General features: G+C 53.8%; 23 protein-coding genes. 11 read left to right on the top strand and 12 right to left on the bottom strand.

Going from position 1 to position 26,293, the window contains the following annotated elements:
- The first annotated feature begins 39 nt into the window (after positions 1–39).
- A complete protein-coding gene (locus AC0VXT_RS11890; RefSeq protein ID WP_475545612.1) occupies positions 40–915 on the top strand; it encodes a LysR family transcriptional regulator in 876 nt (291 codons plus the stop codon).
- Between the two features lie 3 nt (positions 916–918).
- Here AC0VXT_RS11890 and AC0VXT_RS11885 read toward each other — a convergent pair whose 3' ends face one another.
- From AC0VXT_RS11885 to AC0VXT_RS11875, 3 genes are all read right to left on the bottom strand, one after another.
- On the bottom strand, positions 919–1,257 hold the full coding sequence (locus AC0VXT_RS11885; RefSeq protein ID WP_475545611.1) for a helix-turn-helix domain-containing protein: 339 nt from the start codon (positions 1,255–1,257) through the stop codon (positions 919–921).
- A complete protein-coding gene (locus AC0VXT_RS11880; protein WP_475545610.1) occupies positions 1,250–1,507 on the bottom strand; it encodes a type II toxin-antitoxin system RelE family toxin in 258 nt (85 codons plus the stop codon). The genes AC0VXT_RS11885 and AC0VXT_RS11880 overlap by 8 nt, the downstream gene beginning before the upstream one ends.
- A gap of 90 nt (positions 1,508–1,597) precedes the next feature.
- On the bottom strand, positions 1,598–4,648 hold the full coding sequence (locus AC0VXT_RS11875; RefSeq protein ID WP_475545609.1) for an FAD-binding and (Fe-S)-binding domain-containing protein: 3,051 nt from the start codon (positions 4,646–4,648) through the stop codon (positions 1,598–1,600).
- A gap of 487 nt (positions 4,649–5,135) precedes the next feature.
- Between AC0VXT_RS11875 and AC0VXT_RS11870 the strand changes: the two genes are divergently transcribed.
- Positions 5,136–5,834, top strand: a complete 699-nt coding sequence (locus tag AC0VXT_RS11870) for a hypothetical protein (RefSeq protein ID WP_475545608.1) — start codon at positions 5,136–5,138, stop codon at positions 5,832–5,834.
- 105 nt (positions 5,835–5,939) lie between these two features.
- Here the strand turns inward: AC0VXT_RS11870 and AC0VXT_RS11865 are convergent, their stop codons facing one another.
- Positions 5,940–7,358, bottom strand: a complete 1,419-nt coding sequence (locus tag AC0VXT_RS11865; protein WP_475545607.1) for a pentapeptide repeat-containing protein — start codon at positions 7,356–7,358, stop codon at positions 5,940–5,942.
- Positions 7,359–7,366: 8 nt separating this feature from the next.
- Between AC0VXT_RS11865 and AC0VXT_RS11860 the strand changes: the two genes are divergently transcribed.
- The 4 genes from AC0VXT_RS11860 to AC0VXT_RS11845 all read left to right on the top strand — a co-directional run bounded on the left by AC0VXT_RS11860 (position 7,367) and on the right by AC0VXT_RS11845 (position 11,278).
- Entirely contained in the window at positions 7,367–8,539 is a 1,173-nt protein-coding gene (locus AC0VXT_RS11860) for a LysR family transcriptional regulator (protein ID WP_475545606.1), read from the top strand.
- A gap of 588 nt (positions 8,540–9,127) precedes the next feature.
- The gene (locus AC0VXT_RS11855) at positions 9,128–9,349 is read left to right on the top strand and encodes a hypothetical protein (RefSeq protein ID WP_475545605.1); all 222 of its coding nucleotides are present in this window, start codon (positions 9,128–9,130) and stop codon (positions 9,347–9,349) included.
- A 1-nt stretch (position 9,350) separates the two neighbouring features.
- Positions 9,351–10,070: a uracil-DNA glycosylase family protein gene (locus tag AC0VXT_RS11850; RefSeq protein WP_475545604.1), complete on the top strand. Its 720-nt coding sequence runs from the start codon at positions 9,351–9,353 to the stop codon at positions 10,068–10,070.
- A 119-nt stretch (positions 10,071–10,189) separates the two neighbouring features.
- Positions 10,190–11,278 (top strand): patatin-like phospholipase family protein, encoded by a 1,089-nt coding sequence (locus AC0VXT_RS11845; protein WP_475545603.1) that lies wholly within the window; start codon positions 10,190–10,192, stop codon positions 11,276–11,278.
- Between the two features lie 17 nt (positions 11,279–11,295).
- Here the strand turns inward: AC0VXT_RS11845 and AC0VXT_RS11840 are convergent, their stop codons facing one another.
- Positions 11,296–11,934 (bottom strand): TetR/AcrR family transcriptional regulator, encoded by a 639-nt coding sequence (locus AC0VXT_RS11840; protein ID WP_475545602.1) that lies wholly within the window; start codon positions 11,932–11,934, stop codon positions 11,296–11,298.
- Between the two features lie 205 nt (positions 11,935–12,139).
- Between AC0VXT_RS11840 and AC0VXT_RS11835 the strand changes: the two genes are divergently transcribed.
- Together AC0VXT_RS11835 and AC0VXT_RS11830 are read left to right on the top strand one after the other, a co-directional pair.
- A complete protein-coding gene (locus tag AC0VXT_RS11835; RefSeq protein WP_475545601.1) occupies positions 12,140–13,108 on the top strand; it encodes an alpha/beta hydrolase family protein in 969 nt (322 codons plus the stop codon).
- Between the two features lie 145 nt (positions 13,109–13,253).
- Positions 13,254–13,793, top strand: coding sequence for a sugar O-acetyltransferase (locus tag AC0VXT_RS11830; RefSeq protein ID WP_475545600.1), 540 nt, complete (start codon positions 13,254–13,256; stop codon positions 13,791–13,793).
- A 45-nt stretch (positions 13,794–13,838) separates the two neighbouring features.
- Here the strand turns inward: AC0VXT_RS11830 and AC0VXT_RS11825 are convergent, their stop codons facing one another.
- Both AC0VXT_RS11825 and AC0VXT_RS11820 read right to left on the bottom strand, forming a co-directional pair.
- The gene (locus AC0VXT_RS11825; RefSeq protein WP_475545599.1) at positions 13,839–14,375 is read right to left on the bottom strand and encodes a cytochrome b/b6 domain-containing protein; all 537 of its coding nucleotides are present in this window, start codon (positions 14,373–14,375) and stop codon (positions 13,839–13,841) included.
- A 178-nt stretch (positions 14,376–14,553) separates the two neighbouring features.
- Entirely contained in the window at positions 14,554–14,862 is a 309-nt protein-coding gene (locus tag AC0VXT_RS11820) for a PepSY domain-containing protein (protein ID WP_475545598.1), read from the bottom strand.
- 68 nt (positions 14,863–14,930) lie between these two features.
- Here AC0VXT_RS11820 and AC0VXT_RS11815 point away from each other — a divergent pair, with 68 nt between their 5' ends.
- Both AC0VXT_RS11815 and AC0VXT_RS11810 read left to right on the top strand, forming a co-directional pair.
- The gene (locus AC0VXT_RS11815) at positions 14,931–15,707 is read left to right on the top strand and encodes a response regulator transcription factor (protein WP_475545597.1); all 777 of its coding nucleotides are present in this window, start codon (positions 14,931–14,933) and stop codon (positions 15,705–15,707) included.
- Positions 15,708–15,715: 8 nt separating this feature from the next.
- Complete coding sequence (locus tag AC0VXT_RS11810) at positions 15,716–17,104, top strand: sensor histidine kinase (protein ID WP_475545596.1); 1,389 nt, start codon at positions 15,716–15,718, stop codon at positions 17,102–17,104.
- A gap of 105 nt (positions 17,105–17,209) precedes the next feature.
- Here the strand turns inward: AC0VXT_RS11810 and AC0VXT_RS11805 are convergent, their stop codons facing one another.
- From AC0VXT_RS11805 to AC0VXT_RS11790, 4 genes are all read right to left on the bottom strand, one after another.
- Complete coding sequence (locus AC0VXT_RS11805; RefSeq protein WP_475545595.1) at positions 17,210–18,442, bottom strand: GIY-YIG nuclease family protein; 1,233 nt, start codon at positions 18,440–18,442, stop codon at positions 17,210–17,212.
- The gene (locus AC0VXT_RS11800; RefSeq protein WP_475545594.1) at positions 18,429–20,492 is read right to left on the bottom strand and encodes a DEAD/DEAH box helicase; all 2,064 of its coding nucleotides are present in this window, start codon (positions 20,490–20,492) and stop codon (positions 18,429–18,431) included. Before AC0VXT_RS11800 ends, AC0VXT_RS11805 begins: the two co-directional genes overlap by 14 nt.
- A gap of 2 nt (positions 20,493–20,494) precedes the next feature.
- On the bottom strand, positions 20,495–23,281 hold the full coding sequence (locus AC0VXT_RS11795) for a class I SAM-dependent DNA methyltransferase (protein WP_475545593.1): 2,787 nt from the start codon (positions 23,279–23,281) through the stop codon (positions 20,495–20,497).
- Between the two features lie 199 nt (positions 23,282–23,480).
- Positions 23,481–24,671, bottom strand: coding sequence for an FAD-dependent oxidoreductase (locus AC0VXT_RS11790; RefSeq protein ID WP_475545592.1), 1,191 nt, complete (start codon positions 24,669–24,671; stop codon positions 23,481–23,483).
- Between the two features lie 346 nt (positions 24,672–25,017).
- On the opposite strand from AC0VXT_RS11790, the gene AC0VXT_RS11785 reads away from it, so the two are divergent.
- The gene (locus AC0VXT_RS11785) at positions 25,018–25,344 is read left to right on the top strand and encodes a DMT family transporter (RefSeq protein ID WP_475545591.1); all 327 of its coding nucleotides are present in this window, start codon (positions 25,018–25,020) and stop codon (positions 25,342–25,344) included.
- On the opposite strand, the gene AC0VXT_RS11780 is transcribed toward AC0VXT_RS11785, so the two are convergent.
- Complete coding sequence (locus AC0VXT_RS11780) at positions 25,328–26,293, bottom strand: NAD-dependent epimerase/dehydratase family protein (RefSeq protein ID WP_475545590.1); 966 nt, start codon at positions 26,291–26,293, stop codon at positions 25,328–25,330. The two genes, AC0VXT_RS11785 and AC0VXT_RS11780, sit on opposite strands and share 17 nt — an antisense overlap.

Below are 26,293 nucleotides of genomic sequence, written 5' to 3'. Positions count from 1 at the left end.
TTCAGGTATTGGAAAAATTGATAGTCAGAAACGCTAACCATGCAAACGCCCCTCGACCTCAAACTGCTGACCACCTTTGTCCGCGCGGCCCATTCGGGCACGCTCAGCGCAACGGCCATTCAGGTCGGGCGCACCCAATCGACCGTCACCATGCAAATCCAGCGGTTGGAAGAAACCCTTGGCCAAAGCCTGTTTCACCGAAGCGGCAGTGGCGTGCATCTGACCGGGCATGGCGAACGGTTTTTGGGCTATGCCGAACGGATTTTAAAACTACAGGACGAAGCCCTGTCGGCCTTTTCCGATCAGGGACTGCGCGGTGCCATCACCTTTGGTTGCCCCGAAGATTACCTGATCGCCTTTTTCCCGGCATTGCTCAAAAGCTTCGGCACGATCTACCCGGATATCGAAATCAAGGTTGTCTCGGCCCCGACACCGGACCTGCACCGATTGCTGCATGCGCGTCAGATCGACATGGCGCTGGTCTCCGTTGCCGATCCGACCGCAACCGATATCGCCCGAACCGAACAACTGGCCTGGGTCGGCAGCAAACCAACGCTGGAATTGCATGATTTCGGCATGGGCACACATGGCCCAACCACCCCCATCCCGCTCGCCCTTGCCGCCTCAAATGCACTCGACCACAAGGCCGCCTGCGATGCCATGGACGTGGCCCACATGCCCTATAAAATATCTTACGCTAGCAACAGTCTTGCAGGGCTGATCGCAGTCGCCCGTTCGGGCCTTGCCATCAGTGTCATGATGCAAAAAGCGGTTCCGAACGATCTGTACATCCTCAAATCCCCGCTGCCACCCTTGCCCAAACTGGGCCTTAAAGTCGCGACAGGCGAAGGCCGGAAAAGCCCGGCTATCGTTGCATTTGGGGGACATATTGGGAAGATGCTGCCGTTTTTGTGATGTTCAGTTCACTAACGCGTCAATGCTTGTATCGAGTGCCTTGGCAAGCTTGCGCCAGACATCAAGCGATCCCTTTTTTTTCCCGCTTTCGATTTCTGACAGATAACCGCTGGCAACGCCGGATTTTTCCGATAGAGCACGTTGTGTCATGCCGCGATAATCGCGCCAGACTGTCACCGGATGATCAATTTCCATGAAAATACGCCGGGCAAATTCAGCAGGCAGCGCATAATCGCTTTTGGCATCCTTGGCGGCGATGATGTCGCGTAAATCCTCAACCATCTCTGCAAGTGCTTGATATTCCTTGATTGGCACAAATTCGGTTGATGTCTGGTCAGTCATAAGCTTCTTTCCTATGGCGAATACGTTGAACAACCATGATGGTGACCTGACTGTTTTCGATGCTGAAAATAACCCGATAATTTCCGACCCGAAGTCGGTAGTATTCAGACCCCTGCAATCGTTTAACATTGTTGCGCTGGGCATCCGGGTTGTCGGCATAGGTTGTTATTTTGCCATCAATCTGGATACGAACCTTAATCGGAAGGGACCGCATGTCGCGGATCGCTTTGGGTTCATATCTGATTTGCACGCGTGCCCTCCCTATGCTTATTCCGGATGTTCTCATATTGAGAACATCCGGGCAAGTTTAAAATTCTCAATATGAGAATTCGAAGGTTTTCTAAGCCATGAGTTTGGCCAGATACTCCACCGGATGCTGCGGTTTTGCGCCTTCATAGCGTTTGACCTGACAGCGGCACGAAAAGCCGGTGACGAGCATGTTTTGCGCCCCCGTGGCATCGACTTTCTTTTTCCAGCTCATATCGTAAAGCTCGCGCGAGGTTTCCTGATGGCGGGTTTCGTGGCCGTAGACGCCCGCCATGCCGCAGCAGCCGGTCTTTTCGGTGGTGAGCGTAAGGCCAAACGCAGCAAAGATGTTTTGCCATTTTACGCCGACATCGGGGATTGATGTTTTTTCCGTGCAATGGGGGAACAGGCTTGCCGGGGTAGCGGTATTAACGCTGTTATCCATATTGGGCGGGCTCAGGCGGCCCTCGGCGATTTCGGTCGATAACCATTCGTGGAACAGATGCACGCGGTAGTCCGGGCGGTCGTGCAAGCGTTGTGCGTATTCCTGTCGGTAGGTCAGGGCCACACTGGCCTCAATCCCGACCATGGCGACACCGGATTTGGCAATTTTGCCGTACACAATGTCGTTTTGCTGGGCCAGATAATCGAACTTTTTCAGGAACCCTTTGACGTGCATGGCCTTGCCATTGGCGCGGTAGGGCGGCACAAAGACTTGATATCCAAGGGTTTGCAGAAGGTCCACATGGGCGAGCAGCACATTGGTATCATAATGGGTGGTGAAGCAATCCTGCACGATGATCACCGATTTGGCTTTTTGTGCGGGTGTGAGCGCATCCAGATCGGCCTGTTTGAACCGGGCAATGCCGCGTTTGCGTAAGGCGGATTTAAGGCCTTGTCGATCAAGCTTTGGCAAGTCGGTCAGGCCGATGAAGCGTTTGAAAATCCACGGCATCGGTGGGATCGATTGCAGGGTGTTAAACAGGCCGGGGGCCATGGCCATCACGGGGGCAAGCGCCTCCAGACTGGCGATCACGTAATCCTTGACCGGGCGTTTGTAACGGGTGTGATAGGCCTCTAAAAACCGCGATTTCATTTCCGGGATATCGACCTTGACCGGACATTGTCCGGCACAGGCCTTGCACGACAGGCAACCGGCCATCGCCTCATACACATCATGGGAAAAATCACGGGCATTGATGACGGCCAAATCCTGGTTCATCGGATCGGTGCCGACCGAAATCTGGCGGATCCATTCGCGGACCATGCCAGCCCGGCCCTTGGGCGAATGAATGCGGTTGCGTGTGACCTTGTAAGACGGGCACATCGGATCCATCAAATCCCAGTTAAAGCACGCCCCATTGCCGTTACAGCGCGTCGCATTAAGGTATTCATCGCGGAGTTTTTCTTCGATCTGGCGGTCATACTGGCCGCGCATCGGGGCTTCATCAATTTTGGTGATGGGGGTGTTTTTCGAATAGGGTGATGCGATCTTGCCGGGGTTTAATTGTCCTTCTGGATCAAAGGCTTCTTTGATGCGGCGCAAGCTATCATAAAGTTCTGGCCCAAAGTAAATTGGGGAATATTCGCCGCGAAATCCCTTGCCATGCTCCCCCCAGATCAGCCCGTTATAGCGTTTGGTCAGATCGGCAACCGCGTCCGACACGCGGCGAATGCGCGCTTCGTCTTCTTCGTCCATCATATCAAGCAACGGGCGCACATGCAGGCAGCCGACATCGACATGGCCAAACATGCCGTAATCAAGCCCTTCGGCATCAAGTAAAGCGCGGAATTCTGCGATAAAATCGGCCAGATTTTCCGGCGGCACAGCAGTATCTTCGACAAACGGGGTCGCCCGGCGTTTGCCCTCAAGATTGCCCAAAAGCCCGACGGATTTGGCGCGGATTGACCAGATGGCGGCAATTTGGGCCGGATCGGTGGCCTGTACCCAGCCAATCGGTGCGTGGTTTTCATTCGGGTTGGCGGCAAGGTAGGCGGCCAGTTCGGCCTGCTTGGCGGCGACTTCGTCGGCGGTTTCGCCAATGAATTCAACAACATTAAAGCCGCGCGTCTGCACCGTGCTGGTGTCCGTGCCGAGCAATTTGCCCAGCATGTGCCAGCTTTCATCCTGCTCGGCCAGTTTCATGACCTTGTCATCGATGCTTTCAATCGCGACGGGATCAAATTGCACCAACGTGCCAACATGGCGCAAAGCCGCGTCAAAGCTGGCGTAGCGGACGACAGAGACGGCTTTATGCTTTGGCAATGGGATGACGCGCAGCGTGATATCCTTGACCATGCCAAGACTGCCTTCGGCCCCGGCGATCAGGAAGCTTAAGTTCATATCCCCTTGATCGGAAACGGCTTCTTTGAGGTTATAGCCGGTAAGCCCGCGGTTCATTTCGGGGAAAATGGCCTTGATCTGATCACGTCGTGGGAAAATTTCGTCATGGACCATGCGATAAAGCGCACCAGTGCGATCGGAACGACCCATAATTTCCTTGGCATCAGAAGTACTTAGCGCAGATGTTTTGAAATCCGTGCCATCAATCAGAACCGTGGTCATGTCATGGATATAGTGGCTGGTTTTGCCGTAAATTCGCGATCCTTTGCCCGAACTATCCGATCCGATCATGCCGCCGATGGTCGCCCGGCTGGCGGTGGAGACCGCAGGCGGGAAGAAAAACCCGTGGGGTTTCAGCCACGCATTAAGCTGATCAAGCACCACGCCCGGCTCGACTTTCACCAGCCCGGAATCCTTGTCAAAACCCCGTATCTTATTGAGATGTTTAGATGTATCAAGCGTGATGGTGTTGTTCAGAGACTGGCCATTGGTGCCGGTCCCACCACCGCGCGGGGTGATTTTGACCTCGTTAAATTCTTCGCGCCCGGCCATTTCCATGACGATATTGATGTCATCGCGCGATTTTGGCTGCAACACCGCGGTCGGCATCACCTGATAGACGCTGTTATCGGTGGCATTGATCAGGCGGGTCGGGAAGTCCGCATGGATTTCGCCGGTGAATTTTCCCTCTGATTCCAATGTCTTAAGGAAGCTGAGCGTCAGGTGATCGAGTGACCGATCCGGGGTCAGAACCGGCAGGCGGTTAAAGCGGGTAAAGCTGCGGGCGGGCGAAGCAGGCATTGGGGTCTCTCTCATCCGAATTGATCGGTTGTTTGGGGTGCTTTTACCCTATTTGACCGGAGGATGATTAAATACACAAATCGAAAATTCTGACTGATTATTCATTTTTAGTGAATAATCGACCCGGAAAAACAGCCCCGCGATGCCCCATCCGTCCTTTTCGCGAAAATCGGGGTGACGGGCGATTGTTGCAATCGTCTGATGATTGAGCCACCCGTTTGCTGCCCATGTGCGGCATTCAGTCCTTTTTGAGGACCAAAAGCGTAGGAGCCTTGGGTCAAAATGGCGAAAACCCGGGAAAAATTAAATCATCATACAATTGGATTTGCGCATTTTGCGGTGGTTTTGTCAGGCGTTACCTTTGGTGGTACGTCATGGGTTAGAGGTCCCTGTAGCGTAAACACGTATAGGTAGAAATAAATTGCGTGTTAAGGTTGTGTGTAATAAGATTTCCTCTCCTTTTATTGTGGAAGCGTAAGGGACGGTCATGACGTCTATTTCCGGTTTTATGGCGAACAGATATGCCGCTTTGTCTTCGAATGCAGGGCAGAGGCAGTCGGCATCACAGACGGCGGGAAATGCTGCTGTTTCGTCACAACAGGCCGTTTCGAAGGAAGCTGCGGCACCTGCACCGGGAACCCTTGCCAGCGCGGCGATGATGGCGCGCGACAAGATTGATGCGGGATATGCCAAGCTTGGCATCACCGGGACGTCTGGCACGACGGCGGATCAATGGGACGCGGTTGGGTTCCCGGATCTTGATCGTCAGATGCTTTTTGCGGTTAAGAGCAATGCAGGGGGCCTTTTTTCCGAGGCGGAGGTTTCGGCCGCCAAAAAAGAATTCAACAACAGAATTTCCGATATCATGGATGCCAACCCCGATGACCCCGCCCAAGGGTATCGTGACGTCATTGATTTTTACGATGCGGCGAGTGACGACGAAAAGGCCACGTTTGACTGGGTGGTGGACCGCTCCGAGGTGCAGAAATCCTATTTCGTGCACGGCGGAAGGGAAGATGTCGGGATGGGGATGCCGGTTGTTGAAAAACTGATGCAAGCCTGGGGGCAGCTCAGCGCAGCAGGCGGGAATTCAAACGATCTTCCAAATATGCCCGCCTATCATGAGGCGATGATGTGGTGGGCGCAGGACAATGGCGGCGCACATCATGTTGATTTACTGACGTAATTTTCACACGTCCCACATCGCCGCGAATGGCGGCTATGCGCGCCGAACCGGGATTTCGTCGCCTCCTTCGATATCGGGGAGTACGTTAGAAGGGGGTATTTTGCCCTACAGACGGAAACGGTTGCGCAGACCCAGACCGATGAGGAACAGGAAAACGAAACTGAGTGCGCCTTGGCCGATCATGAGGGCATCGACCCAAAAGCCGGGATCTTTTGCCGTGCCGTAAAGTGCTGTCTGCGCGGCCTCTCGCAAGCCACGCGATTGCGGCAGAAAGGGCAGGCTGTTGCTGACAGACAAGAGGAACGATTGCCCCCAACCCGGAGCCGTCCACCATTCGACGCCTGTCGTCACAGCCTGTTTTTTATAGAACCCCATGCTGGCGACGGCGAGTACGAATAGAGCAACAAACGGTCGCAGGATGCTCTGACCGTAATTGCTGCACGCACTGAAGGCGATGTCCAGAACCGATCCAAACCACGATGTTTCAATCCACCTCCGCGCCCTGTTTTCGTCGGCGGAAAACCGCAAGGCGGCCTGATGATCCTTGTTGGTTTCGGCGATCTCTTTGAGGCGTCTTAGGCGAGCAGAATCTTCTGGGTCTTCTGCTATCGTGGAAAATTCTCGGAGCCCTAAATATCGTATCCGCTTGCGGCGTAATTGCACTTTCAGGTCACTAAGTTCATTTTGATGAGTTGATCGCGTGGCTCGCAAGTCCGGGATAATGCCCAAGTTAGCTGATAGAATAAGAGGTCCATCAAATGATGCGCCTAAGAAATCTAGTGATATTAGATTTTTAGAAGAAGTGGGTATCTCAAAAACAGCTCGATGTTTGACTGCAAGACCGTGAGCAACTATTCGGGAGGACTCTAGGCGAGCCGGTGTAAAACGCAATTTTGTGAAGTTTGCTTCACTAAAACGCACCTCTCCCTCTCTGAAAATTGCGTCTTTGAAGGACACATCTCCATTGCCAAAAGTGGCATTTGAGAAATCTACGTTATTAAATTCTGTTTGATAGAAGCTCACATTTCCTTTGTCGAATTTCGCATATGAGAAGTTAACATCGCCAAAAGTAGTTTCAACAAAATGTATGGGACCTTTGCCAAATTGAGTAGTGAAGAAAGTTACAGTACGACCTCTGAAATTTGCGCGAGAAAAGTTCACATTACAGTTTCCGAAGTAAAACGCAGCAAAGGATAGTGTCTTTTTAGATGGTTGCTCTTTTGAGAAATCGATGCCAGCGAAGCTGATATGGGTGTCCGGATTTTGAGCAATCCAACGGTTCCATGCATCCCGCCCTTGGCGCCAAAGGTTGAGGGCAGCTTCGCCCTCCAGTGTTGGTGTTTCCTGTTTTCCGTCTTCTGTCATGCTCTTAACGTCATTCTCTGTTGTCGCAGGGACGTGCTTCACCAGAATGCCCTTTAAAGTAGCGTTTGGCGATGTAAAACACGCAAGAAGCCTTTTGCCCGGATGGGGATTGGGCGCTATGGTCTTTTTGGGCAGGCGCACATTTACTGGAATGGACATCGAAAATCATGCTGTCATCACTTAATATCCGCCATATGCGCGTGTTTGTCGCCGTGGCCGAGCAGGGATCGTTTAGTGCGGCGGCCGCCGCCCTTGGGCTGGGATCGCCCGCGATTACCGCGACCATTCGCCAGTTTGAGGATGTGACGGGGGCGGCGCTTTTTGATCGCACGACGCGGCATGTCTCGCTCACCGTCACCGGGGAGCGGTTTTTGCCGATTGCGCGTCGGTTGATTGGCGATTTTGAAGAAGCGCTTGGTGATCTTGATGCGCTGTCGCGCGGGATTGGTGGGAAAATCCGCATTGCGGCGGCCCCGTCGGTTTTAACCCGCATTTTGCCCGGCGTGATCCGCCATTTCATCGCCGAGCATCCCGATGCGCGTTTGCGGCTTGATGAAATGAATGCCGGGGAAGTGCATGAAGCGGTGGCCAATGGGGTGGTTGATTTTGGCATCGCCGGGGAATGGCAGGATTTGCCCGATATCGCGTTTCGCCCGCTGTTTTCCGACCGGTTTGGCGTGCTATGCCGGGCCGATCATGAATTTGCCGGGCAATCTGAAATCGCGTGGTCCGACCTTATTGATCAGCCGTTTGTCGGCCTTGGCCCGGAATCAGGCACGCGCGCGATGATGGCCGATCAGGGATTTGGGGCCACCACATCCACCACACCAATCACATCAACCACCACATCGGCCAACATACCGGCCATCTTGCCGACCATGCCGGTCAGTGCATCGGTGGCCAAGGCCGCCGCCCTTGGCATTGGCGCGGCACAGGCGGTGATGGAGGGGGCGACGCGGGCAGAGCACGCCATGGCAGAGGCGGCCAAAAGCGGACACTCAAAAGGAAAACCGGCGACCAGCAATGCGGCCGATCTGGTGGCGGGATTGCGCCCGGTGGTCGAAACATCCAACACCATAACCCTGGCCGCCATGGTCGCCGAGGGGGTGGGGATTACCGTGCTGCCGGAATTGGCCGCACGCATTGCCACCGGGGTGTCGGACCAAACAGCAGAGGCCAAACTGACGTTTGTGCCGCTGAGCCACCCCACACGCCACCGCCCGATTGGCGTGATCACGCGGCATAGTAAAAGCCTGTCGCCGATTGCGCGGATTTTCCTGGCGATGGTGATGGATCAGGCGCCGAAACTGGATTTACCGGCGGCGATTGAGTGGGGGTAAAAAGGGGGGAGGAATAGGGGGGGGCAACTACCCACATTTTCTTGGTGTTCGTTATGCAAGAGAATCAGTCTTGGTTTTTGGGTGAATTATTGTGCGTAGAATGCTGAATTCAATATATAAGTTTTTAGACAATGTTCATTTGATAATTGTTTTACTATCAATTATTGATTATTTTTATTTTAAAATATTCATGGTTGATGGTGATTTATTTATAATATGCCTGATGTTGGTTATTTCATCTCTTCTTGTGTTTCATCTGTATATCGTGAAATATTTTGGTGATGATGTCGCTGTCGCAGTTATGAATTACAATTTTATCTCTAATGGATTTCTAAAAAAAATAGGCTCTTCATTCGTTCTTGTTTTTTCTTTTATCATTTTTTATGCATTAGGCGAATCTGAGGTTTTCTTCTTATTTGGAATATATTGGATTATCTGTTCTCAGTTTGTGATTGCCTGGTTTGTGAAGGACTGATCTCGACGTCTGGTTCCTGAGGCTTTTCCTCTGGGGCTACGTGATGTCAGCCCACAAACAAGAGGGGCAATCGGTTTTGTTCGGGGCCGAGATGGTTGCCGAAGGGGGGAGCCGTGCTGCCGGAAGCCGCGCGCATTGCCACCGGGGTGTCGGACCAAACGGCCGAGGCCAAACTGACCTTCGTGCCACTGAGCGACCCCACACGCTACCGCCCGATTGGCGTGATCACGCGCCAGAGCAAAAGCCTGTCGCCGATTGCGCGGATTTTCCTTGCGATGGTGATGGATCAGGCGCCGAAACTGGATTTACCGGCGGCGATTGAGTGGGGGAATTAGAATGACAGAAAACTTCAACCAAGAAGAACAAGTAGTTCATCGGCCTAGCTACATTCTCAATCTGGAGGAACTTGAAGAAAGTTGGAAAACTGAAATAGAGAGCGAAGGGGGAGCATTTATTCCAGACGGAATCGTGTCTCAGAAACATTGGGCTGCTGCTGGAAAGAAGGTTCTGTTCATTCTGCGCGAAACAAATGCTTCCAAAGGAGATGTTAGAAAATCTATTTCATGTTCGGTGACGAACAAGAAGACGGGGTGGCGAGGAGGTAGGAGTAAAGTTCTCGCGCGGGTTGGTCGTTGGGCCTATGGATTGTTGAATTATGATGGCGTTATCCCGTCTTTTGAAGTCGCACGCAGTTTCGAATATGAAGCGCCACTATCGGTTTCATATATTAATGTGAAGAAGACGACTGGAACGGCAAAAAGCAACCCCAAGGAAATCGAATACCACGTCACCCGGTATGCGCATTTCCTTCAAGCACAAGTTGATGCGATCAAGCCCGATATTGTTGTTCTTTGTGGAACCTATCGAATGGTGAAAAAGTATCTGTTTCCCGAAATGAAAAAAGTCAGCCATCGCGTACATTGCGACAAAGGGAGAATATTCCTTAATGTCTATCATCCCAGCTACTTTGCGTTGACGTCAGAGGCGCTCTATTTGCAAGCTTTGGAGGCATATCATCTTCACGTTTCTAGCGACGAATCCTCGCTCCGAGAGTGAAGATTCAATCCCTTCCAAACTGGTAATTCTTCGCAATTGCAACATATCATTAGGGGTGGTTGCTGCCCGCATGATGGCACAATGACATGATGGCAGGATGATGTGACGCAGGAGTTGGCATGAGCGAAGCTGTGAAGAAATCCGGGGTGGCAAAGAAATCCGGTGTAGTGAAGAAACCGGCGACGGGGACAAAACCGCAAAAGAACATCAGTCTCGCCCTTCAGGGCGGCGGGTCGCACGGGGCGTTTACGTGGGGGGTGCTGGACCGGTTGCTTGAGGATGAGGAAATCGTCATTGAGGCGATTTCGGGGACGTCAGCGGGTGCGATGAATGCGGCTGTGGTGGCGTCGGGTTTGGCCAAGGGCGGGCATAAGGCGGCGCGTGAAGACCTTGAGACGTTTTGGGAAAATGTGTCGGAGGCGGCGCGGTTCAGCCCGCTTCAGCGCAGCCCGATGGATATCCTGTTTGGCAACTGGTCGCTTGAAAACTCATTTGCCTATATGTGGATGGATATGAGTGCGAAGATGTTTTCGCCCTATGACCTTAATCCGCTTGGCGATAATCCGTTGACCGCGATCCTTGAGGGGGTTGTGGATTTTGCCGCCCTTAATCACAGTCCGGCGAAATTGTTTGTCACCGCGACCAATGTCGAAACCGGGCAGGGCCGGGTGTTTCGCAATCCCGATATCACGGTCGATGTGTTACTGGCGTCGGCCTGTTTGCCCACGATTTACAAGGCGATTGAAATTGATGGCGTGCCCTATTGGGATGGGGGATATTCCGGCAACCCCAGCCTGGGGCCGTTGGTGCGTGAATGCGGATCGGATGATACGGTGCTCGTACAGATTAATCCGGTCAAACGACCCGGTGTGCCCAAAACGTCCCGCGATATTTCCAACCGGCTCAATGAAGTGTCATTTAACAGCAGCCTGATGAAGGAACTGCGGTTGATTTCGATCCTGCGCAATGATGCGCCGACCCACGCCTGCGAGGCCAGCAAGTGGGGTGCAATGCGGATGCATTGTATCGCCAGCGAGGCGATGCTGGAATTTGATCAATCATCAAAAATGAATGCGCAATGGAGCTTTATGACCAAGCTGCGCGATACCGGGCGCGATGCCGCCAGTGCGTTTTTGAAAAAGCACCGTCGCGATATCGGGGTGAAGCCGACGCTTGATCTTGATCTGTTTGCGCCCGATTACGAGTAAGATTAAGTGGGCGCGGCTTAGCGCGACGTGCCAAAGCGCAACCCGTCAATCATCAGATCAAGCATGCGATAGGTATGTTCCATGCCATCGGGGCCGTCCTTCCCACCCGTGCTGGCAAGGTTGCCAATCGCACGCAGCAGGTCATAGGCGTTCACATCGTGGCGCGCCTCACCGGCCTTGGCGGCAGTGGTGAGCAGATCGGTCAGGGCCGGTTCAAAGTTGCTTCGGAAATAGGCCGGCAGGGCGTCAAAGGCCGGATCGCCCGAATGCAGGGCGGATGCCAATCCCTTTTTGGTGACAATGAACTGGCAATAGCGTTTGAGCCAGCGTGACAGTGCCTCGCCCGGTGGGTGGGCGTTGGCCAGTTTGGGCGCCTCGGCCGCGCAGGCATCGACTTCGCGTTTGAACACCCCGACGACAAGGTCGCTGCGGGTGGGAAAACGGCGATACAGCGTTCCGACACCCACCCCGGCCTGGGCGGCAATTTCACGCACCGGTGCATCAACCCCGATGTTGGCAAAAACCACCTTGGCGGCTTCGAGAAGCGCGTCTTCGTTGCGCAGGGCATCGGCACGGGGGGTGCGCGTGGTGCGGGGGGAATTGGTCGTGCTCGTGGCGCTGGCGACTTTTTTTTCGGTCGTGGTTTCTTTGGCCATCGCGTTGTTTTCCAACCCTAAAATCGGTCTTTTGCTGTGAGACGGAAATCACCCGGTCACATTTGCACTTGATAAACGGAACAATGTTCCGTATCTGGTTTGCGTAAGCGGAACGGCGTTCCATTTGTGGTGCGGATCATTGTTCCGTTTCACGATATATAGGCGAAATCTGTGGCTTCGCCAACCAGTTTCAAGGAGACCGACCATGAACAAACTGATCACTACGGCGCGGCATATTCCGATGGATGAACCGGTTTCAACCATTTCGATCACGCCGGTGATGCTGGCGGCACCCGCCCGGCCCAAGCCGATTGAAATGCGGATTACCGCCCCGATGCAGGGTCGGAATTTGCCGATTATTTTGCTGTCGCACGGGCATGGGCCGTCGCTTTATATCCCGTCAAAGGACGGCTACGGGCCGCTGGCCAATTTTTATGCCGAGCATGGCTTTGTCGTGATCCAGCCAACACATGGCAATTCGAAGGTTGCCGGGTTTGACATGGATGCGCCGGGGGCGCCGTTTTTCTGGCGGTCGCGGGTGGAGGATTTCAAGCTGATCCTTGATCACCTGCGCGATATCGAGGCGGCAAGTCCGGTGCTGGATGGGCGGCTTGACCATGACCGGGTGGCGGCGGTCGGGCATTCGCTTGGCGGGCAGACGGTGGGCATGTTGCTGGGCGCGCGGTTGACCGACGTAAAAGACCCGGATGCTAGGGATGTGAACCTCATTGAACCGCGCATTAAGGTCGGTGTGTTATTGGCCGCACCGGGCAACGGCGGGGATAGTTTAAGCCCCCATGCGCGGGAAAATTATACCGCGCTTAATCCGGATTTTGCGCATTTGACCACCCGGACTTTGGTGGTGGCGGGGGACAGTGATGTGAACCCGCATCTGACCACGCGCGGGGCGGCATGGCATACCGATCCGTTTTACCATGCGCCGGGCAGTGATGCCTTGCTGACGTTGGTGGGCGGCAAACACGGGCTTGGCGGGATTGCCGGATATGATGCCAAGGAAACCGATGATGAGGACCCGGACCGTCTGGCGATTACGCAGCGCATGACGTGGGCCTATCTGCGATCCGCGCTTTATGATGGCGACACGGCATGGGCACGGGCGTGCGACGGGTTGGCAACCCATGCCGGGGATCTTGCGCATGTGACGGCCAAATAGCGCGGCAGTAGCGCAGCAAAGCATGGTGCTCCGCAACCTGTTTGGGTGCGATGCGGTGGTGATTGCGCAGGCGTGCAATCCGACGTAACGTTCTGTCTCCCAAACAACACCGTGGATCACCATGCCTTTGAGTGCGTTAGAGAAAATGAAGTCCGGCGATTGGTATTCCTGCCTTGACCCGGCGCTTGAAGCCCTGCGTGCTGCGGCCCGCACGGCGGCGTTTGAACACAGCACAACCCCGCCCGATGTCCGCGGCAATATCGGGGAAAAGTTGCGCGCATTGTTTGCCGCCTGTGCCGAGGATGCGCGGATCGAGGCGCCGTTTCATTGCGCATACGGGGTGAATATTACGCTTGGCAAGGCGGTGTTTCTTAATGCCGGATGCGTTGTTCTTGATAGTGCGCCAGTGACGATTGGTGATTATGCGATGCTGGGCCCCAATGTGCAGATTTACTGTGCCGATCATCATAAGGACCCGGCACTTCGTCAGCAGAACCTTGAACGTGCGATGCCGGTCACGATTGGCGAAAACGTCTGGATCGGCGGGGCGGCGATTATCCTGCCCGGCATCACGATTGGCGAGAATGCCATCATCGGCGCCGGATCGGTGGTGACCAAGGACGTCCCCGCCGGGGTGACGGTGGTGGGGAACCCGGCGCGGTTGCAAGGTTGGGACAGGTGTTGAGGGAGCCGGATGTTGAGGAAGGTTGGCAAAAGGATCGTGTTGGCGTTAGCCGATGTCGTCGGAAAGCGCGCGGCGTTTTTTGCCGGTGATCATCGCACGCACCAGATTTTCATGGTGGCGCAGGCTTGCCAGCAGCACGCCGGCGATATGGACCAGAACGAGGATCAACAAACCATTGGCGAGAACTTCGTGGGTTTCCTCGACCCAGTCCGAGCCCCAAAAGACATCGGTGGTGCAAAGCCAGCCGGTAAAGGCACAGCCCAGCATGGCAAATATCAGGACCATCACCATCGCAGCACCGGCCGGGTTATGGCCGATATAGCGGCGTTCGCGGCCGCGCATGATGTCGGACAGATAGCCGATGGTGGCGGCCGGGCTTTTGATGAACTGGGTAAAGCGGGCATAGCGCGAGCCGATTAATCCCCAGACAAGACGCATCCCAATCAAGGCGGCGGCGGCATAGCCCGCCCAGTGATGCAGCGTGTCCCAGTCATCCGCCGTGATCCAGGCGATGACGAAACTTGCGGCCAGGCCCCAGTGAAACAGACGGACAAACGGGTCCCAGACTTTTACCGATGACATGATGTGGGTTCCTTCTTGGGGCGTTAGGTTTGGAGACATCGCGGGTGGTTTTGGCGGGCGATGCGTCGGTGGGGACCTGACGCATTGAGCATGCCCGCCAAAACGCCCTTAAGTCGTCCTTGGCTAAAACAGGCCAACTTAAAGGGGGACAGCAGAACCGGGGGCTTTCCCGGGGCGGTTAGTCTTCTTTTTTGATTTTGACCGCGTCAAAGGTGGCCGGGTTGAAATAGGCTTCGACCTTTTTGCCCGCCGCATCGATGGCGTAGACTTCAAAGCAGCCGTCTTCGACCTTGACCTTACGGACGTCCCAGCCTTCGGCGGTGAGTTTTGCACTCAGCGCTTCTTTGGTTTGCCAGTCGGCCTTGGGCACGTTGCACATGTCATCATCGGCACGTGCCGGGGGGACGAGGACGGCCAAAGACGCCCCGGCAAGCAGGGTCATGGCGATAAGGCTTTTGGCGACGGATGGGAAAACAGTTCTTTTCACAGTGCAGTTCCTTCATAAAGGTCAAAGACAAAGCGGGTTAAAGCCATGTACATTCGATGTGCCAGAATATGGCAGCGTTTCCTGACAGCTACCTGAAGAGCGAAATCGCGGGTGTTCAGGCTGTTGTCAGGAAAGGCCGATACTCAGGCCGGTCACATGGGCGTAACGCAGGCGAGGACAGGTTTTTGCGCATTCTTCTGGTGGAAGACGAGGTCATGCTGGCCGAGGCGGTCCGCGATCATTTACTGGCCGCAGGCGAGGCGGTCGATCACACCGAAAGCATCCATGATGCCGAAATCATGATCCGCGGGACCAACTATGATGTGCTGTTGCTGGACCTGAACTTGCCCGATGGGCGCGGGATTGATTTGTTGCGGGTTTTGCGCCGTAACGGATCGGCCATGCCGTGCATTATCCTGACCGCGCAAGACCAGATTTCCGACCGGATTGAGGGGCTGAATGCCGGGGCGGATGACTATCTGGTGAAGCCGTTTGATTTAAATGAGTTATCCGCCCGTCTGTCGGCGGTCGCACGGCGTTATAGCGGCAATCCCAACCCGTTTGTCGCACTTGCTGGTGGGGTCGAGGTGGATCTTGCCGGGCGGGTGGTCCTGATTGACGGCGTGCAGGTCGATGTGACATCGCGCGAATGGGCGTTGCTTGATCAGATGGTGCGCCGCCCCGGACAGACACTCTCCAAACGCCAGCTTGAAGAGGCGCTGTATGAATTTGGCGCGGAGATCGAAAGCAATACGGTCGAGGTGTATGTCAGCCGCCTGCGGCGCAAACTGGGTAAGGACGTGATTAAAACCGTGCGCGGTGTTGGCTATCGGGTGGGGGGATGAGAATGCGGATGTTTTCGACCAAAAGCCTGCAATTTGCCCTGACCAAACGCCTGACGGTGATGGTCGGTGTTTTCTGGATCGCGGGGTCGTTGCTGGCTGATTTCACCATGTATCATGAAATGGAAGAGGTCTTTGACAGCAGTCTGGTTAAATCGGCCTATCGCTATGCGCCATTGATTGATGATTACCTGATCCACAATGGCAGTGACAGCCAAACGGTGGTGGTCAAAAGCCCCGATCAGGGCGAAAATAGAACCGGTGATCGCGGCGAAGGCGAGGATGAAATCGGCGAGGATTACCTGATGTATCAGGTGCGCGACCCATCCGGGCGGATGCTGCTGCGCTCGGCCAATTCGACAGAGGTGCCTTATTCCGCCCCGTTGATTGAAGGGTTTCATACCGACGACGATTTTCGCATCTATTCCGCCGTGGTCCATGACGGCACACGGGTTATTCAGGTTGCGGAATCGCTTAATCACCGCCATGAGGCGCTGATTGCCAGTGTCAGCGCGCAGTTTTTGCCGATCATTGTGCTGATCCCCGCCGTGATCATCGGCATTATTTTTGCCGTGCGCCAGGGATTGCAGCCGGTGCGCCGCGTGCGCGATGATATTGAGGCGCGCAGCGAAGGCAATCTTTCGCCGATTGAGCAAGATGACGCGCCCGATGAAATCCATACCATGATCACCGCGGTTAACCGGTTGATGGAAAAGCTTGATGCGGCTCTGCGTGCCGAGCGGACCTTTACCGCGCACAGTGCGCATGAATTGCGCACGCCGATTGCGGCGGCTTTGGCGCAGACGCAGCGGCTTTTGCTGGAGCTTCCGGCCGATCATCCGGGGCTTAAACGTGCGCAACAGACCGAAGAATCGCTTAAGCGCTTATCAAGGTTGTCGGAAAAGTTGCTTCAGCTTGCCCGTGCCGAGGCCGGGGTGGGATTAAGCCCGACGGGAAAAAATCAGAAGCTTGGCACGACATTGGGGCTTGTGATTGATGATCTTGAACGGGTGTCAGACGGGGCGGGACGCATCGAGTGGGATGGCAAAAATGCCGCGGCGCTCAACGCCAATATTGATGTCGATGCCTTTGCGATCTGCCTGCGCAATCTGATTGAAAATGCGTTGAAACATGGTGATCAAAACCAGCCGGTGGCGATTGAGATTAAAGGCAGCAACGTCATTCGGGTGAGCAATGGCGGCGATGTTGTTGACCCGAGTGATATGACGGAGCTTACCGCACGGTTCAAGCGCGCCCAGACCAAGGCACGCGGGGCGGGGCTTGGGCTTTCGATTGTGGAAACCATCATGCGTAATACTGGTGGCAAACTCACCCTGCATTCGCCGCGCCCCGGCAAGCCGGACGGGTTTATGGCGGAGCTTTGGTTGCATCAGAGTTGAGAGCTAGGCGGATTTGCGCCGCGTTCTCGTCATGCCCGCGCAGGCGGGTATCCATTGATTTTCCCCGACTCCCGCCTTTTGGGGCGGGGGTTGAGGGGCGATTTTTCATTTGTCGGTTGCGATTAATTGCGCCTGTTTGGGATCATAGACGTACTGGGTGATTGTGCCGTCCTGGATGCGTTCGACGGCTTCGTTTATGACGAAACCTGGTACGAGATACCATTCCTGAGGCCGGACAGGATTACCAAATCGGTCATTGATCGAAATATCAAAACGGGCTGGTTCAAAGACCCGGTGCAAAATACGTTCAAGCTTTTTGCGGTTGATATTATAGAGGTCATAGACGGCAATAATATCAACATCTGCCATTAAATATGTCGGGTCTTTGCGGGCGTTGGCGATGCGTTTTTTGACATCGCCGGTTGTGACGCCGATTTTATGGATTACATCGCGGTTTTCGGCAATTTCCGGCAAATCGGATTTGCTTTGCAGAACATAAATCTTGCCCGATGAGGTTTCGCCTTCGTCGGGCGCATCGTGGCTGAAAAGCGGGCCTGCATCGGCATCAGTGATGCGGCGACCTGTTTCATCCTTGTACAGGGCGCGTTGCAGGGAACGCAGCAAAAGATTGCTTTCCGTGCCATTGGAATAGATCACGCGCAGGCGTGCATCGGTTTCGCCATTCGGGGCCTTGGTACGTTCGCCAATATGAGCAACATAGGCAACTTGCCCCCCCAGAATGAAAAACTGACCCTGCTTGATATCGGCCTTGAGAAAGCCTGCATCCTTTACAAACGGGCGTGTTGTACGGGTTTCGTTATCAAGATCTTCCTGAACTTGTTTGAAAAGCTGTTTGAATTTTTCAAAATCTTCGCACCGTTCGCGGTTTGCGATTTCTTCGGCAGCGCGTTTTTCAGCCTGCGATTTTACATGTTGCAGTTTGGTGATGTCACCACTGCTTGATACCGGAATACCCAGTTCTTCCAGCAGGGCAATATCATCAAGGTCTTCGGCGTCTACCTGTGCAGTATCAGTGTTACCCTGTGCAAGTAACCCTTGATGATCCATCGAGGTGAGCAGTTCTCGACATTCTTCAAGCTTGCGAATTTGATCAAGGCGTACGGCATAGATGCGTTCAAAAATGTCGCGGTCTTCACCCTGTGTTGGTTCATGACCACTTTCTTCGAAAAATCGCTGGATTTCCTCAAACCCGGCAATGATCCGTTCCTGGCGCGGGGTATATGTGGCCTTTTGTTCTGGTTCGGTATCAAGCCCCAGTTCAGCCAGAAGTGCTAGGTCGCTTGCAAGGTCGGCAACCGGTTTCTTATTGTCCGGCATTTTGTGCCTCCATCACCTTGCTTCGGAAAGCAGCAAGGCCTTTTGCCAACTCCCGTTCCCAAGGGTCCGAGGCGGTCATTTCCGGCAATCGACCACGTTCTTTTCTAAAACGTGCCGCACGGGTTGCATATTCACGGGCTTCGTCGAGAGAGAGACTCATTTTCTTGCTGGTGATGATGGCCTCGATTTCCTTGAGGCGCTCGGCATTCATGGTCTTGGCTAGAATGGCGTAAGCTTCGCTGAACGGGTTGATTTGATCAATCAGATCGATATCAAGTTCGCGAACATGCAAGGCGAATTTGCGTGCGCCGTCAATCAGGGCTGTATTGCCTGCTTTTTCGGGGTTTTCTTGATCCAGTTCGCTTGCGTGCTTTTTGGCCTGTTGTGTGAAATTAAGGGCGGCAATGGCATGTTGGCGAATGGCTTCCTGATCGCTTTCATCAAGATCGGGGTATTTTTCACGAATAATGCGACCAACCCGGATTTGAGTGATTTCTTCGGGCACCATGTCGGTATCAAAAAGCCCGCGTTCAAGGGCGGTTTTGTCCTGAACAATAGCCGTGACCACTTCGTTCAAGTCTTCGCGACAGATGCGCTTTGCCACATCGCTTTGCGGTTCAATCAAGCCTTTGATTTCAATCTGAAACTGCCCGGTTTCTTCATTAAAGCCGATATTTTCGCGGGCCGGGTCATAGCCGCCTTCTCCGTAATCATACCCATCTGCCGCCGTGGCATCTTGATTTTTCGGTACGAAATTGAACTTGGGTACAAGAACCTGTTCCATCAGGAGGCTTGCTGAAATGGCCTTGAGTGTATCGTTGACGGCCTCTGTGACCAATTCGGATGAGGCATCGGGTTCGGCGATCAGATTGGTAAAGCGCGCATGGGTTTTGCCAACAGCATCACGAGTGGCACGACCGATAATCTGGATGATTTCGGTCAGGCTGGCGCGATAGCCGATGGTCAGGGCATGTTCACACCAAACCCAGTCAAAGCCTTCCTTGGCCATGCCGAGCGCAATGATGATGTCAACATGATCGCGATTGGCATTTGCATCGGGGCGTTTAAGGGCGGATGCCACACGGTCGCGTTTTGTGCCGTCGGGGTCAACCAGATCGGCAATTTTAAGCAACTTGCCACCCGCCGTGCGGACAAGCTGAAAGCCGGTATCGGGATCGGTTCCCTCCCAGTCACCAAGTGATTCAATGATATGTTCGACTTCGCGGAATTTGTCCTTGGTGCTTTCGCGCGCATTCACACTTGGAATGTGAATGATGGTTTTTTCAGTCGGATCAAGCACGCCCATGATGTCGTCGGCATAGGAGCCGGAATAGAAATAATAGCCGATATCAAGGGTTTTAAGATGCTCATAGCCATTGAGCTGTTCGTAATAGGTATAGGTGACGGTATCAAATTTGGCTTCGTCTTCCGGTGACAGGACGGCCTCGGCATCACCACGGAAATAAGAGCCGGTCATGGCGACAATATGGACCTGATCGCGGGCAATGAAGGTGCCCAACTGACTGCCAAGGATATTGTCGGGATTGGCGCTGACATGGTGAAATTCGTCAATGGCAATCAGGGAGTTGTCAAAGGCCGCAATGCCAAACCGTTCGACGGCAAAACGCAATGTGGCATGGGTACAGACCAGAACCCGGTCATCCCCGTCCAGAAACGCCTTGACCGAATTGACCTTGCCGCCTTCTTCACCCGGTGCATTACACAGGTTCCATTTGGCCGCGACTTCCCAGTCTTCCCAAAAACCATAATCAGACAAAGGGGTGCTGTTGAAACTCGACCCGATGGATTTTTCAGGCACGGCAATGATCGCCTTTTTCAGGCCCTGATTGTGCAGTTTGTCCAGCGCGATAAACATCAAGGCACGGCTTTTGCCCGATGCGGGAGGCGACTTGATCAAAAGATACTGTTCGCCACGTTTTTCAAAGGCACGTTCCTGCATGACCCGCATGCCAAGTTCATTCGATGACTTTGAGCGTCCGGTCTGACCATATTTGACCGAAACCGACGGAATGGATTTTGGTGCTGTCATGGTCAGGAAGCCTTTTGTTTCGTGGGTTTTGTTTTTGTACGTGTATCTTCTTTGGCGATCATTTTTGCATAAAGATCAAACAGCTTTTCCAGACGTTCGGTATCGTTCTTGAAACGTCGTCCGATATAGATGCGTTCGAGGACCTCGTCATTGGCCTCGTGCGCTTGGCGCAGGTTTTCCGGCATGGTTTCGGGATCATACAGATCGGCTATAGTGGCCGGAAAATGAGCTTCACGCGCCAGCAGGATATTTTCCGCGCAGCGCGTCAAGTCTTCCTTGTTTTTTCCCGTTAGTTTTGGAAGAGGGAAGGTGTTCCAGCCCATCGTATTAGAATACCGAAAGTCTGTTTTCATTTTTCCACAAACAGTAGAAATCCAAAATAAATGTACTCTGGAGGCAATAATAGCCATATTCCATAAAGGTGCATCGTATAAAGCAAAAGATAGATTTGTAACTGTTGATCTTTTATCAATTAAATCTACAGGAAGGTATAATCGATTTTCAGAAGATACACTGGGTAACGCAATGGTATGAATTTTGCCAATGTTCATTTCTCTCATTTGGTGAGGACGATTGGCCATCTCATTTGCAGATTTATCTTTGCTATTCAGGCGGGTTTTTCTAACTTTTTCTATTATGTTACGTATTTTTGGTATGGAAATAGCTTCGATTAGGTTTTCGTCCTCTATCCAAATACAGTAACGGTTGATACCGCGAATTATCTCGGCTGAACCATAAATTTTTCGAACGAAGACGCTTTTTTGACGGTTGGATAAACCTAAACTCTCTAGTTCAAATTTGTTCAATAAAAGGTTTCCGCCATCAACGGGTTTATTGCCAAAGCTCATTGTGCTTAACGGACTAAGTGCCTTGGATGATTTTTCAATGATGATATTTGATGAAGAAATAAGGTATGCATTTATTTCATTCGTTTCTTGGATGTTTAAGCTACCATCAGAAAGAGATTTATATATGTGTTTCTTATGGGTAGGAATGATGGTGAACCCAATAATTGCAACTGTAACTCCAGCTTTGTTGCTCGCAAGGTTTGCCCACTTGAAACTAGTATGGGTGAAATGAATTTGATTTCCGGTTCGGAATACTTCAGGCCATAATATTGGTACTTGCTGTCCCTGACAAATTGAGTTGGTGGATACGAACGCGGATGCTGCGTTTTGGGTTGCATTGAAATCGGCGGCCTTCATGAACCAGCCTGCGACGTAGTCCAGCGACTTCCAGTTTTTCACGCGATGATCGAAAATAGTTTTGAGGTCGTCTTTTTGTGCAGGCGATTGCCAAGTGCTTCCGAGATAAGGCGGGTTTCCACAAATATAGATTTCAAAACCTGAAGCATCGAGGGTGGCGTCGAGCGCCAGTTTGCCAGTAGGCCCGCCAAGGTCATGTTCCTCAAGGTTCGGTTTCGGGGCCGGCGGGCAGATTTCCAGCCAGTTTTCGCGCAGGGCATTGCCGCGTTTGATTTGGCCTGATTTGCGCAGTGGCAAAACAAGGGCGCGGGCTTCTTTTTGGCCAATGAAGCGCACATCGCATTGAAATTCGGCAATCAGCAGCGACAGGCGGGCGACTTCCACCGCGAAATCTTTGATTTCTATCCCGAAGAAATTTTCCAGTTTGATCCAGGACCGGTCGTGGGTTTCCTTGCGGCGTTTGAGGATTTTGGCCTCGATCTCGCGCAGTTGGATATAGGCAATGACAAGGAAATTGCCTGATCCGCACGCTGGATCAAAAACACGGATATTAGCAATGCGTTTGCGCAGGTTCAGAAGTTTGCGCGGATTGTCGCCAGCCTCGTCGAGTTTTTCGCGCAGGTCATCAAGGAATAACGGGTTTAAGACCTTCAGGATGTTGGGCACACTGGTATAGTGCATTCCCAGTTCGCCGCGTTCGTCAGTATCGGTGACGGCCTGAATCATCGAACCGAAAATGTCAGGATTGATATCCTGCCAATCGAGTTTGCCAACCCGGAGCAAATAGGATCGCGCGACGTTCGAGAATTTTGGGATCGGGCAGCTTTCATCAAACATGCCGCCATTGACATAGGGAAAGGCATCCGCCCACGGGCGCAGATTGGCATCGGCGCGTTTTTCAATCGGGGTGGCCATGGCGCGGAACAGTTCGCCAAGCACCTGATCGACATTAGCGGATTTGGCGTCGCTCATTTGTTCGAGCGTCGCGGTAAACAGATCGTCGCCATTGAAAATGCCGGTATCCTCGGCAAAGAAGCAGAAGATCAGGCGCGCCATGAATTGGTTCATGGCATGTCGGCGGTCCTCTGTCGTCCAGTCGGGATTGTGCTTGAGCAGTTCGACATAGAGCCGGTTCAGGCGGTTGCTGGCCTGAATATCGATCTTGCTGTCGGTGATTTCACGAACGGTTGTGATGCCAGCCATGGGCAGAAAGAAGGTAAATTTGCCAGCGAAATCAGGATAGTCACATGCAATTGTGTCTTTATCGATCAGATACTCGGCCCCAAATTCAACGCCATCGGTGGCAATGATATATTTCGCCTTTGCCGATGCGGTCTTTGGGCTTTGACGCAGGGCATCAAGGGTTTGTTCAACTTTGCCGATATCGCAGGTCGCAATATGGACGTGTTGACGTTGCAGCACGCCGTTTTCGACATCTGATCCGTTGGTGTTGCCGCTGCGCAGGCGTTTGATCGTGGTGGCCTTGTTGCCGAAAGCCTCAAGGAAGGCAAACGGGAATTCGTCCCGCTCAAAGGGGGTATCGGCAAGATCAGATAGGGCTTGTTCGATTTCGACGGCGTTCATTTTTGGAAGCCTGTTCTTAGCATATGCAGGATTGGCGTGGTGATGGAAATGATGATCGAATGCGCAACAATTTAGGACATTGTACCGGTCAGGCGCAATGTCCTTTGATCGGGATCGCACCTCTCGTTGCCAAATGCCGCACTATGGATTCCCGTCTTCGCGGGAATGATGGGTGTGGGCGGGATGTTGGTCGGGTGGGTTATTTGCCCACGCCGACCTTAATGGCCAATTTGCGTAGCGGGCCGATGCGGTTGATGGCGGAAAGTCCGGCATAGCGCAGATCGCGCAGCGGTTTGGGCTCAAACATTGAGGCACGGTTGAGAAGGTCAATGCCGCCGACACGGGCCAGTGTTTTGGGCAGTTGTTTGCGTTCGTAGGATTTCAGCAGGCTGGTTGCGCCGATGTCCTCATCATTGTGTTTGGCGCGGGCGATCAGCTCGGCCAGGGTTTCGATGTCATGAAGGCTCATGTTAAGCCCCTGCGCACCAATCGGCGGGACAACGTGGGCGGCTTCGGCGATCAGGGCGAGGCGCGCAGATATCAGGCGGCCGGGGACTTGTGAAATCATCGGCCAGACGGCGCGGGGGCTGGCGACGGTGAGCGGCCCAAACAGGTTCATGGTGTCATGGGTGATTTCGGCGGAGAGTGCTTCGTCACTGAGCGCGTTGAGGTCATCGGCACGCGAAGCTGGCACCATCCAGACGACGGACGAGCAGGGCTTGCCATCAAGATCGGGCATTGGCACAAGGGTCAGCGGCCCGCCGGTGCGGTGAATTTCGGTTGAGATGTTATCGTGCGGTTGGTCGTGGGTGACGACAAAGACCATCGCACTTTGATCATAGGCCCAGCGTTTGTGCGTGATGCCCGCCATGTCACGGAGCGATGAGTTGCGACCGTCCGCAGCGATAACCAATTTGGCCTCGACCGTTTCACCGTCAGACAGTTCAACTACGCCTGCACGCGCGGTGCCGGTAAAGCCGGTGACGGTGGTGGCAAAGCGGAAATCGACGTTTTCAAGGGTGGCGAGCTTTGCCATCAGGGCAACGCGCGCGGCCTTGTTCGAGACGTTCCAGCCAAAGAAACCTTGGGTGGTTTCGGCCCCGTCAAAGTCGGCGGTTTCGCGCGGGGTGCGGGTTTCGCCGCCGGCATCGACAATGCGCATGACGCGAAGCTCCGCCCCGGTTGGTTTGATGGCATCCCAGACGCCGGCCTTTTTCAGGGTTTCGATGCCCGGCTCCAAAAAGGCGGTGGTGCGTAAATCGGATCCTTCGCCGATATCAGCCGGGGCCGGATCGACAATGATGATCGAATGTCCGTCGGCCGCCAGCCGTGCTGCCGCACTCATGCCAGCGATCCCGCCGCCTGCGATCAGAATATCGGTTTTGATCATTGTCGTTTTTCCTCGTCATTTGCCGTGCGTCGGCAAGCTGTCATTTGGGGCAATGTGCCCGTTTGGCCCGATGGACGCAATGGTTTACGTGGTGGAGGTTATACGCGGTGATTTGGGCAATTGGATTGATGCAGATCGTGTTTGGATCGTGTGCGGTGCGGGGGCATGAGCACGGGGATAAACACGGGGATGAACATCGGGCGCGGGCATCATGCCTGTGACGGGCAGTGGCTATGCGGATGCAGGGATTGCGTCATGGGGCCGCATCGGCCATTTTGGGATGGTTCGCCCCGCGATGCGCGTGTTTTTGCGCGCGCACCATCCGCGCCACCATAGGATATTTGTCATGCTCGCCTGGGTTTATCTGTTTATTGCGATTGGTCTTGAGGTGATCGGGACAGTGTCGCTTAAATTCTCCAACGGATTTACCGACTGGCGGTTTTCGGTTCTCACCCTTGGTGTCTATGGTTTGAGCTTCTGGGTGCTGTCGCTGACGCTCCGCGTTATTCCGATTGGCACGGCCTATGCGGTTTGGGCCGGGCTTGGCACCGCGGCGATTGCGGTGATTGGTTTGGTGTTTTTCAAGGAACCCATGACCGTGATGAAGGGTGTTTTCCTTCTGATGATTATTGGCGGGGTTGTTGGGCTTAAGGCGATCAGCAGCGAGAGTTAGGCCCCAGTTTAGCAATGGTTTTTGCATGACGTGCCATGTCGGCGGCAAAATCGGTATGGCGCGGTGACCAGCCAAGGTCGTGCATGGCCTTGGCACTGCTAAGTTGCTGATTATGGGCAAGGCCGCGGGCCCAGTTGCCAAAGCGTGCCATGGCGTCAGCCGTGCTGATGGTGTCAATCTGACAGTTTTCCGATCCGAAATGTGTGGCGATCAGCTCGGCGACCTCACGGGTTGAGACATCATTGATGGCCGATCCGATATAGCTTTCGCCGGGTTTGGCGTGTTCAAGGGCCAGACGGTAAAGGTCTGCGATATCATCGGCATGGACCATGGGTTGATAGATATCATCGCCACCGACAAGGGTGACGCGGTTGTCGGTTTGGGCGGTTTCGATGTCGCGCGCAAGAATTCCGCTTTGGCCCTTATCCCCGGTGTCGTAAACGCAGGACGGGTGAATGACGATGCCCGCAAGATTGGCGGCCGACAGAACCCGTTTGATGCCGGTTAACCCCCATAGAAATTCCGGCAAGGGGTCAAAGGGGGTGATTTCATCAACGGCGTTCGCGACGCCGGGTGAGGTCGGGAGTGCATTGGTTGGGGGATACATCCAGTTGCCGCCGGTATAGATAAACCGCACCGGACCGGAGTGATGTTGTTTTGGACGTGTAAGGGCCGGGATCAAGTGATCCAGAAGCGTTGCATCCATTTGCGCCATGGCATCGGAAAAATCACAGGCGGTGTGAATGGCCGCGTCGATATCGGGTAAATCCGCGCACCATTTTTGGGGCTGGGTGATGTCACCGGGGATTGGGGTTGCCCCGGCCTCGATCAGTTTGTTCTTGCTGACTTCGGACCGGGCGAGGGCGATGATCTGATGATCATGGGCGATCAGGTTTTTAACAATCGCCGATCCGATTAAGCCGGTGCCGCCGGTGATAAAAATGCGCAT

The organism is Thalassospira sp. Z349TD_5, assembly GCF_056173045.1.
The sequence above is the reverse complement of the archived record's forward strand: the minus strand, read 5'-3'. Positions and strand labels throughout refer to the sequence as shown.

What these genes read in the sequence shown, in the direction of transcription:
- AC0VXT_RS11890 (WP_475545612.1), top strand. Translation starts at nt 40, where the DNA reads ATGCAAACGCCCCTCGACCTCAAACTGCTGACCACCTTTGTCCGCGCG.
- AC0VXT_RS11885 (WP_475545611.1), bottom strand. Translation starts at nt 1,257, where the DNA reads ATGACTGACCAGACATCAACCGAATTTGTGCCAATCAAGGAATATCAA.
- AC0VXT_RS11875 (WP_475545609.1), bottom strand. Translation starts at nt 4,648, where the DNA reads ATGCCTGCTTCGCCCGCCCGCAGCTTTACCCGCTTTAACCGCCTGCCG.
- AC0VXT_RS11870 (WP_475545608.1), top strand. Translation starts at nt 5,136, where the DNA reads ATGACGTCTATTTCCGGTTTTATGGCGAACAGATATGCCGCTTTGTCT.
- AC0VXT_RS11865 (WP_475545607.1), bottom strand. Translation starts at nt 7,358, where the DNA reads ATGTCCATTCCAGTAAATGTGCGCCTGCCCAAAAAGACCATAGCGCCC.
- AC0VXT_RS11860 (WP_475545606.1), top strand. Translation starts at nt 7,367, where the DNA reads ATGCTGTCATCACTTAATATCCGCCATATGCGCGTGTTTGTCGCCGTG.
- AC0VXT_RS11850 (WP_475545604.1), top strand. Translation starts at nt 9,351, where the DNA reads ATGACAGAAAACTTCAACCAAGAAGAACAAGTAGTTCATCGGCCTAGC.
- AC0VXT_RS11845 (WP_475545603.1), top strand. Translation starts at nt 10,190, where the DNA reads ATGAGCGAAGCTGTGAAGAAATCCGGGGTGGCAAAGAAATCCGGTGTA.
- AC0VXT_RS11840 (WP_475545602.1), bottom strand. Translation starts at nt 11,934, where the DNA reads ATGGCCAAAGAAACCACGACCGAAAAAAAAGTCGCCAGCGCCACGAGC.
- AC0VXT_RS11835 (WP_475545601.1), top strand. Translation starts at nt 12,140, where the DNA reads ATGAACAAACTGATCACTACGGCGCGGCATATTCCGATGGATGAACCG.
- AC0VXT_RS11830 (WP_475545600.1), top strand. Translation starts at nt 13,254, where the DNA reads ATGAAGTCCGGCGATTGGTATTCCTGCCTTGACCCGGCGCTTGAAGCC.
- AC0VXT_RS11825 (WP_475545599.1), bottom strand. Translation starts at nt 14,375, where the DNA reads ATGTCATCGGTAAAAGTCTGGGACCCGTTTGTCCGTCTGTTTCACTGG.
- AC0VXT_RS11815 (WP_475545597.1), top strand. Translation starts at nt 14,931, where the DNA reads ATGGCAGCGTTTCCTGACAGCTACCTGAAGAGCGAAATCGCGGGTGTT.
- AC0VXT_RS11810 (WP_475545596.1), top strand. Translation starts at nt 15,716, where the DNA reads ATGTTTTCGACCAAAAGCCTGCAATTTGCCCTGACCAAACGCCTGACG.
- AC0VXT_RS11805 (WP_475545595.1), bottom strand. Translation starts at nt 18,442, where the DNA reads ATGCCGGACAATAAGAAACCGGTTGCCGACCTTGCAAGCGACCTAGCA.
- AC0VXT_RS11800 (WP_475545594.1), bottom strand. Translation starts at nt 20,492, where the DNA reads ATGACAGCACCAAAATCCATTCCGTCGGTTTCGGTCAAATATGGTCAG.
- AC0VXT_RS11795 (WP_475545593.1), bottom strand. Translation starts at nt 23,281, where the DNA reads ATGAACGCCGTCGAAATCGAACAAGCCCTATCTGATCTTGCCGATACC.
- AC0VXT_RS11790 (WP_475545592.1), bottom strand. Translation starts at nt 24,671, where the DNA reads ATGATCAAAACCGATATTCTGATCGCAGGCGGCGGGATCGCTGGCATG.
- AC0VXT_RS11785 (WP_475545591.1), top strand. Translation starts at nt 25,018, where the DNA reads ATGCTCGCCTGGGTTTATCTGTTTATTGCGATTGGTCTTGAGGTGATC.
- AC0VXT_RS11780 (WP_475545590.1), bottom strand. Translation starts at nt 26,293, where the DNA reads ATGCGCATTTTTATCACCGGCGGCACCGGCTTAATCGGATCGGCGATT.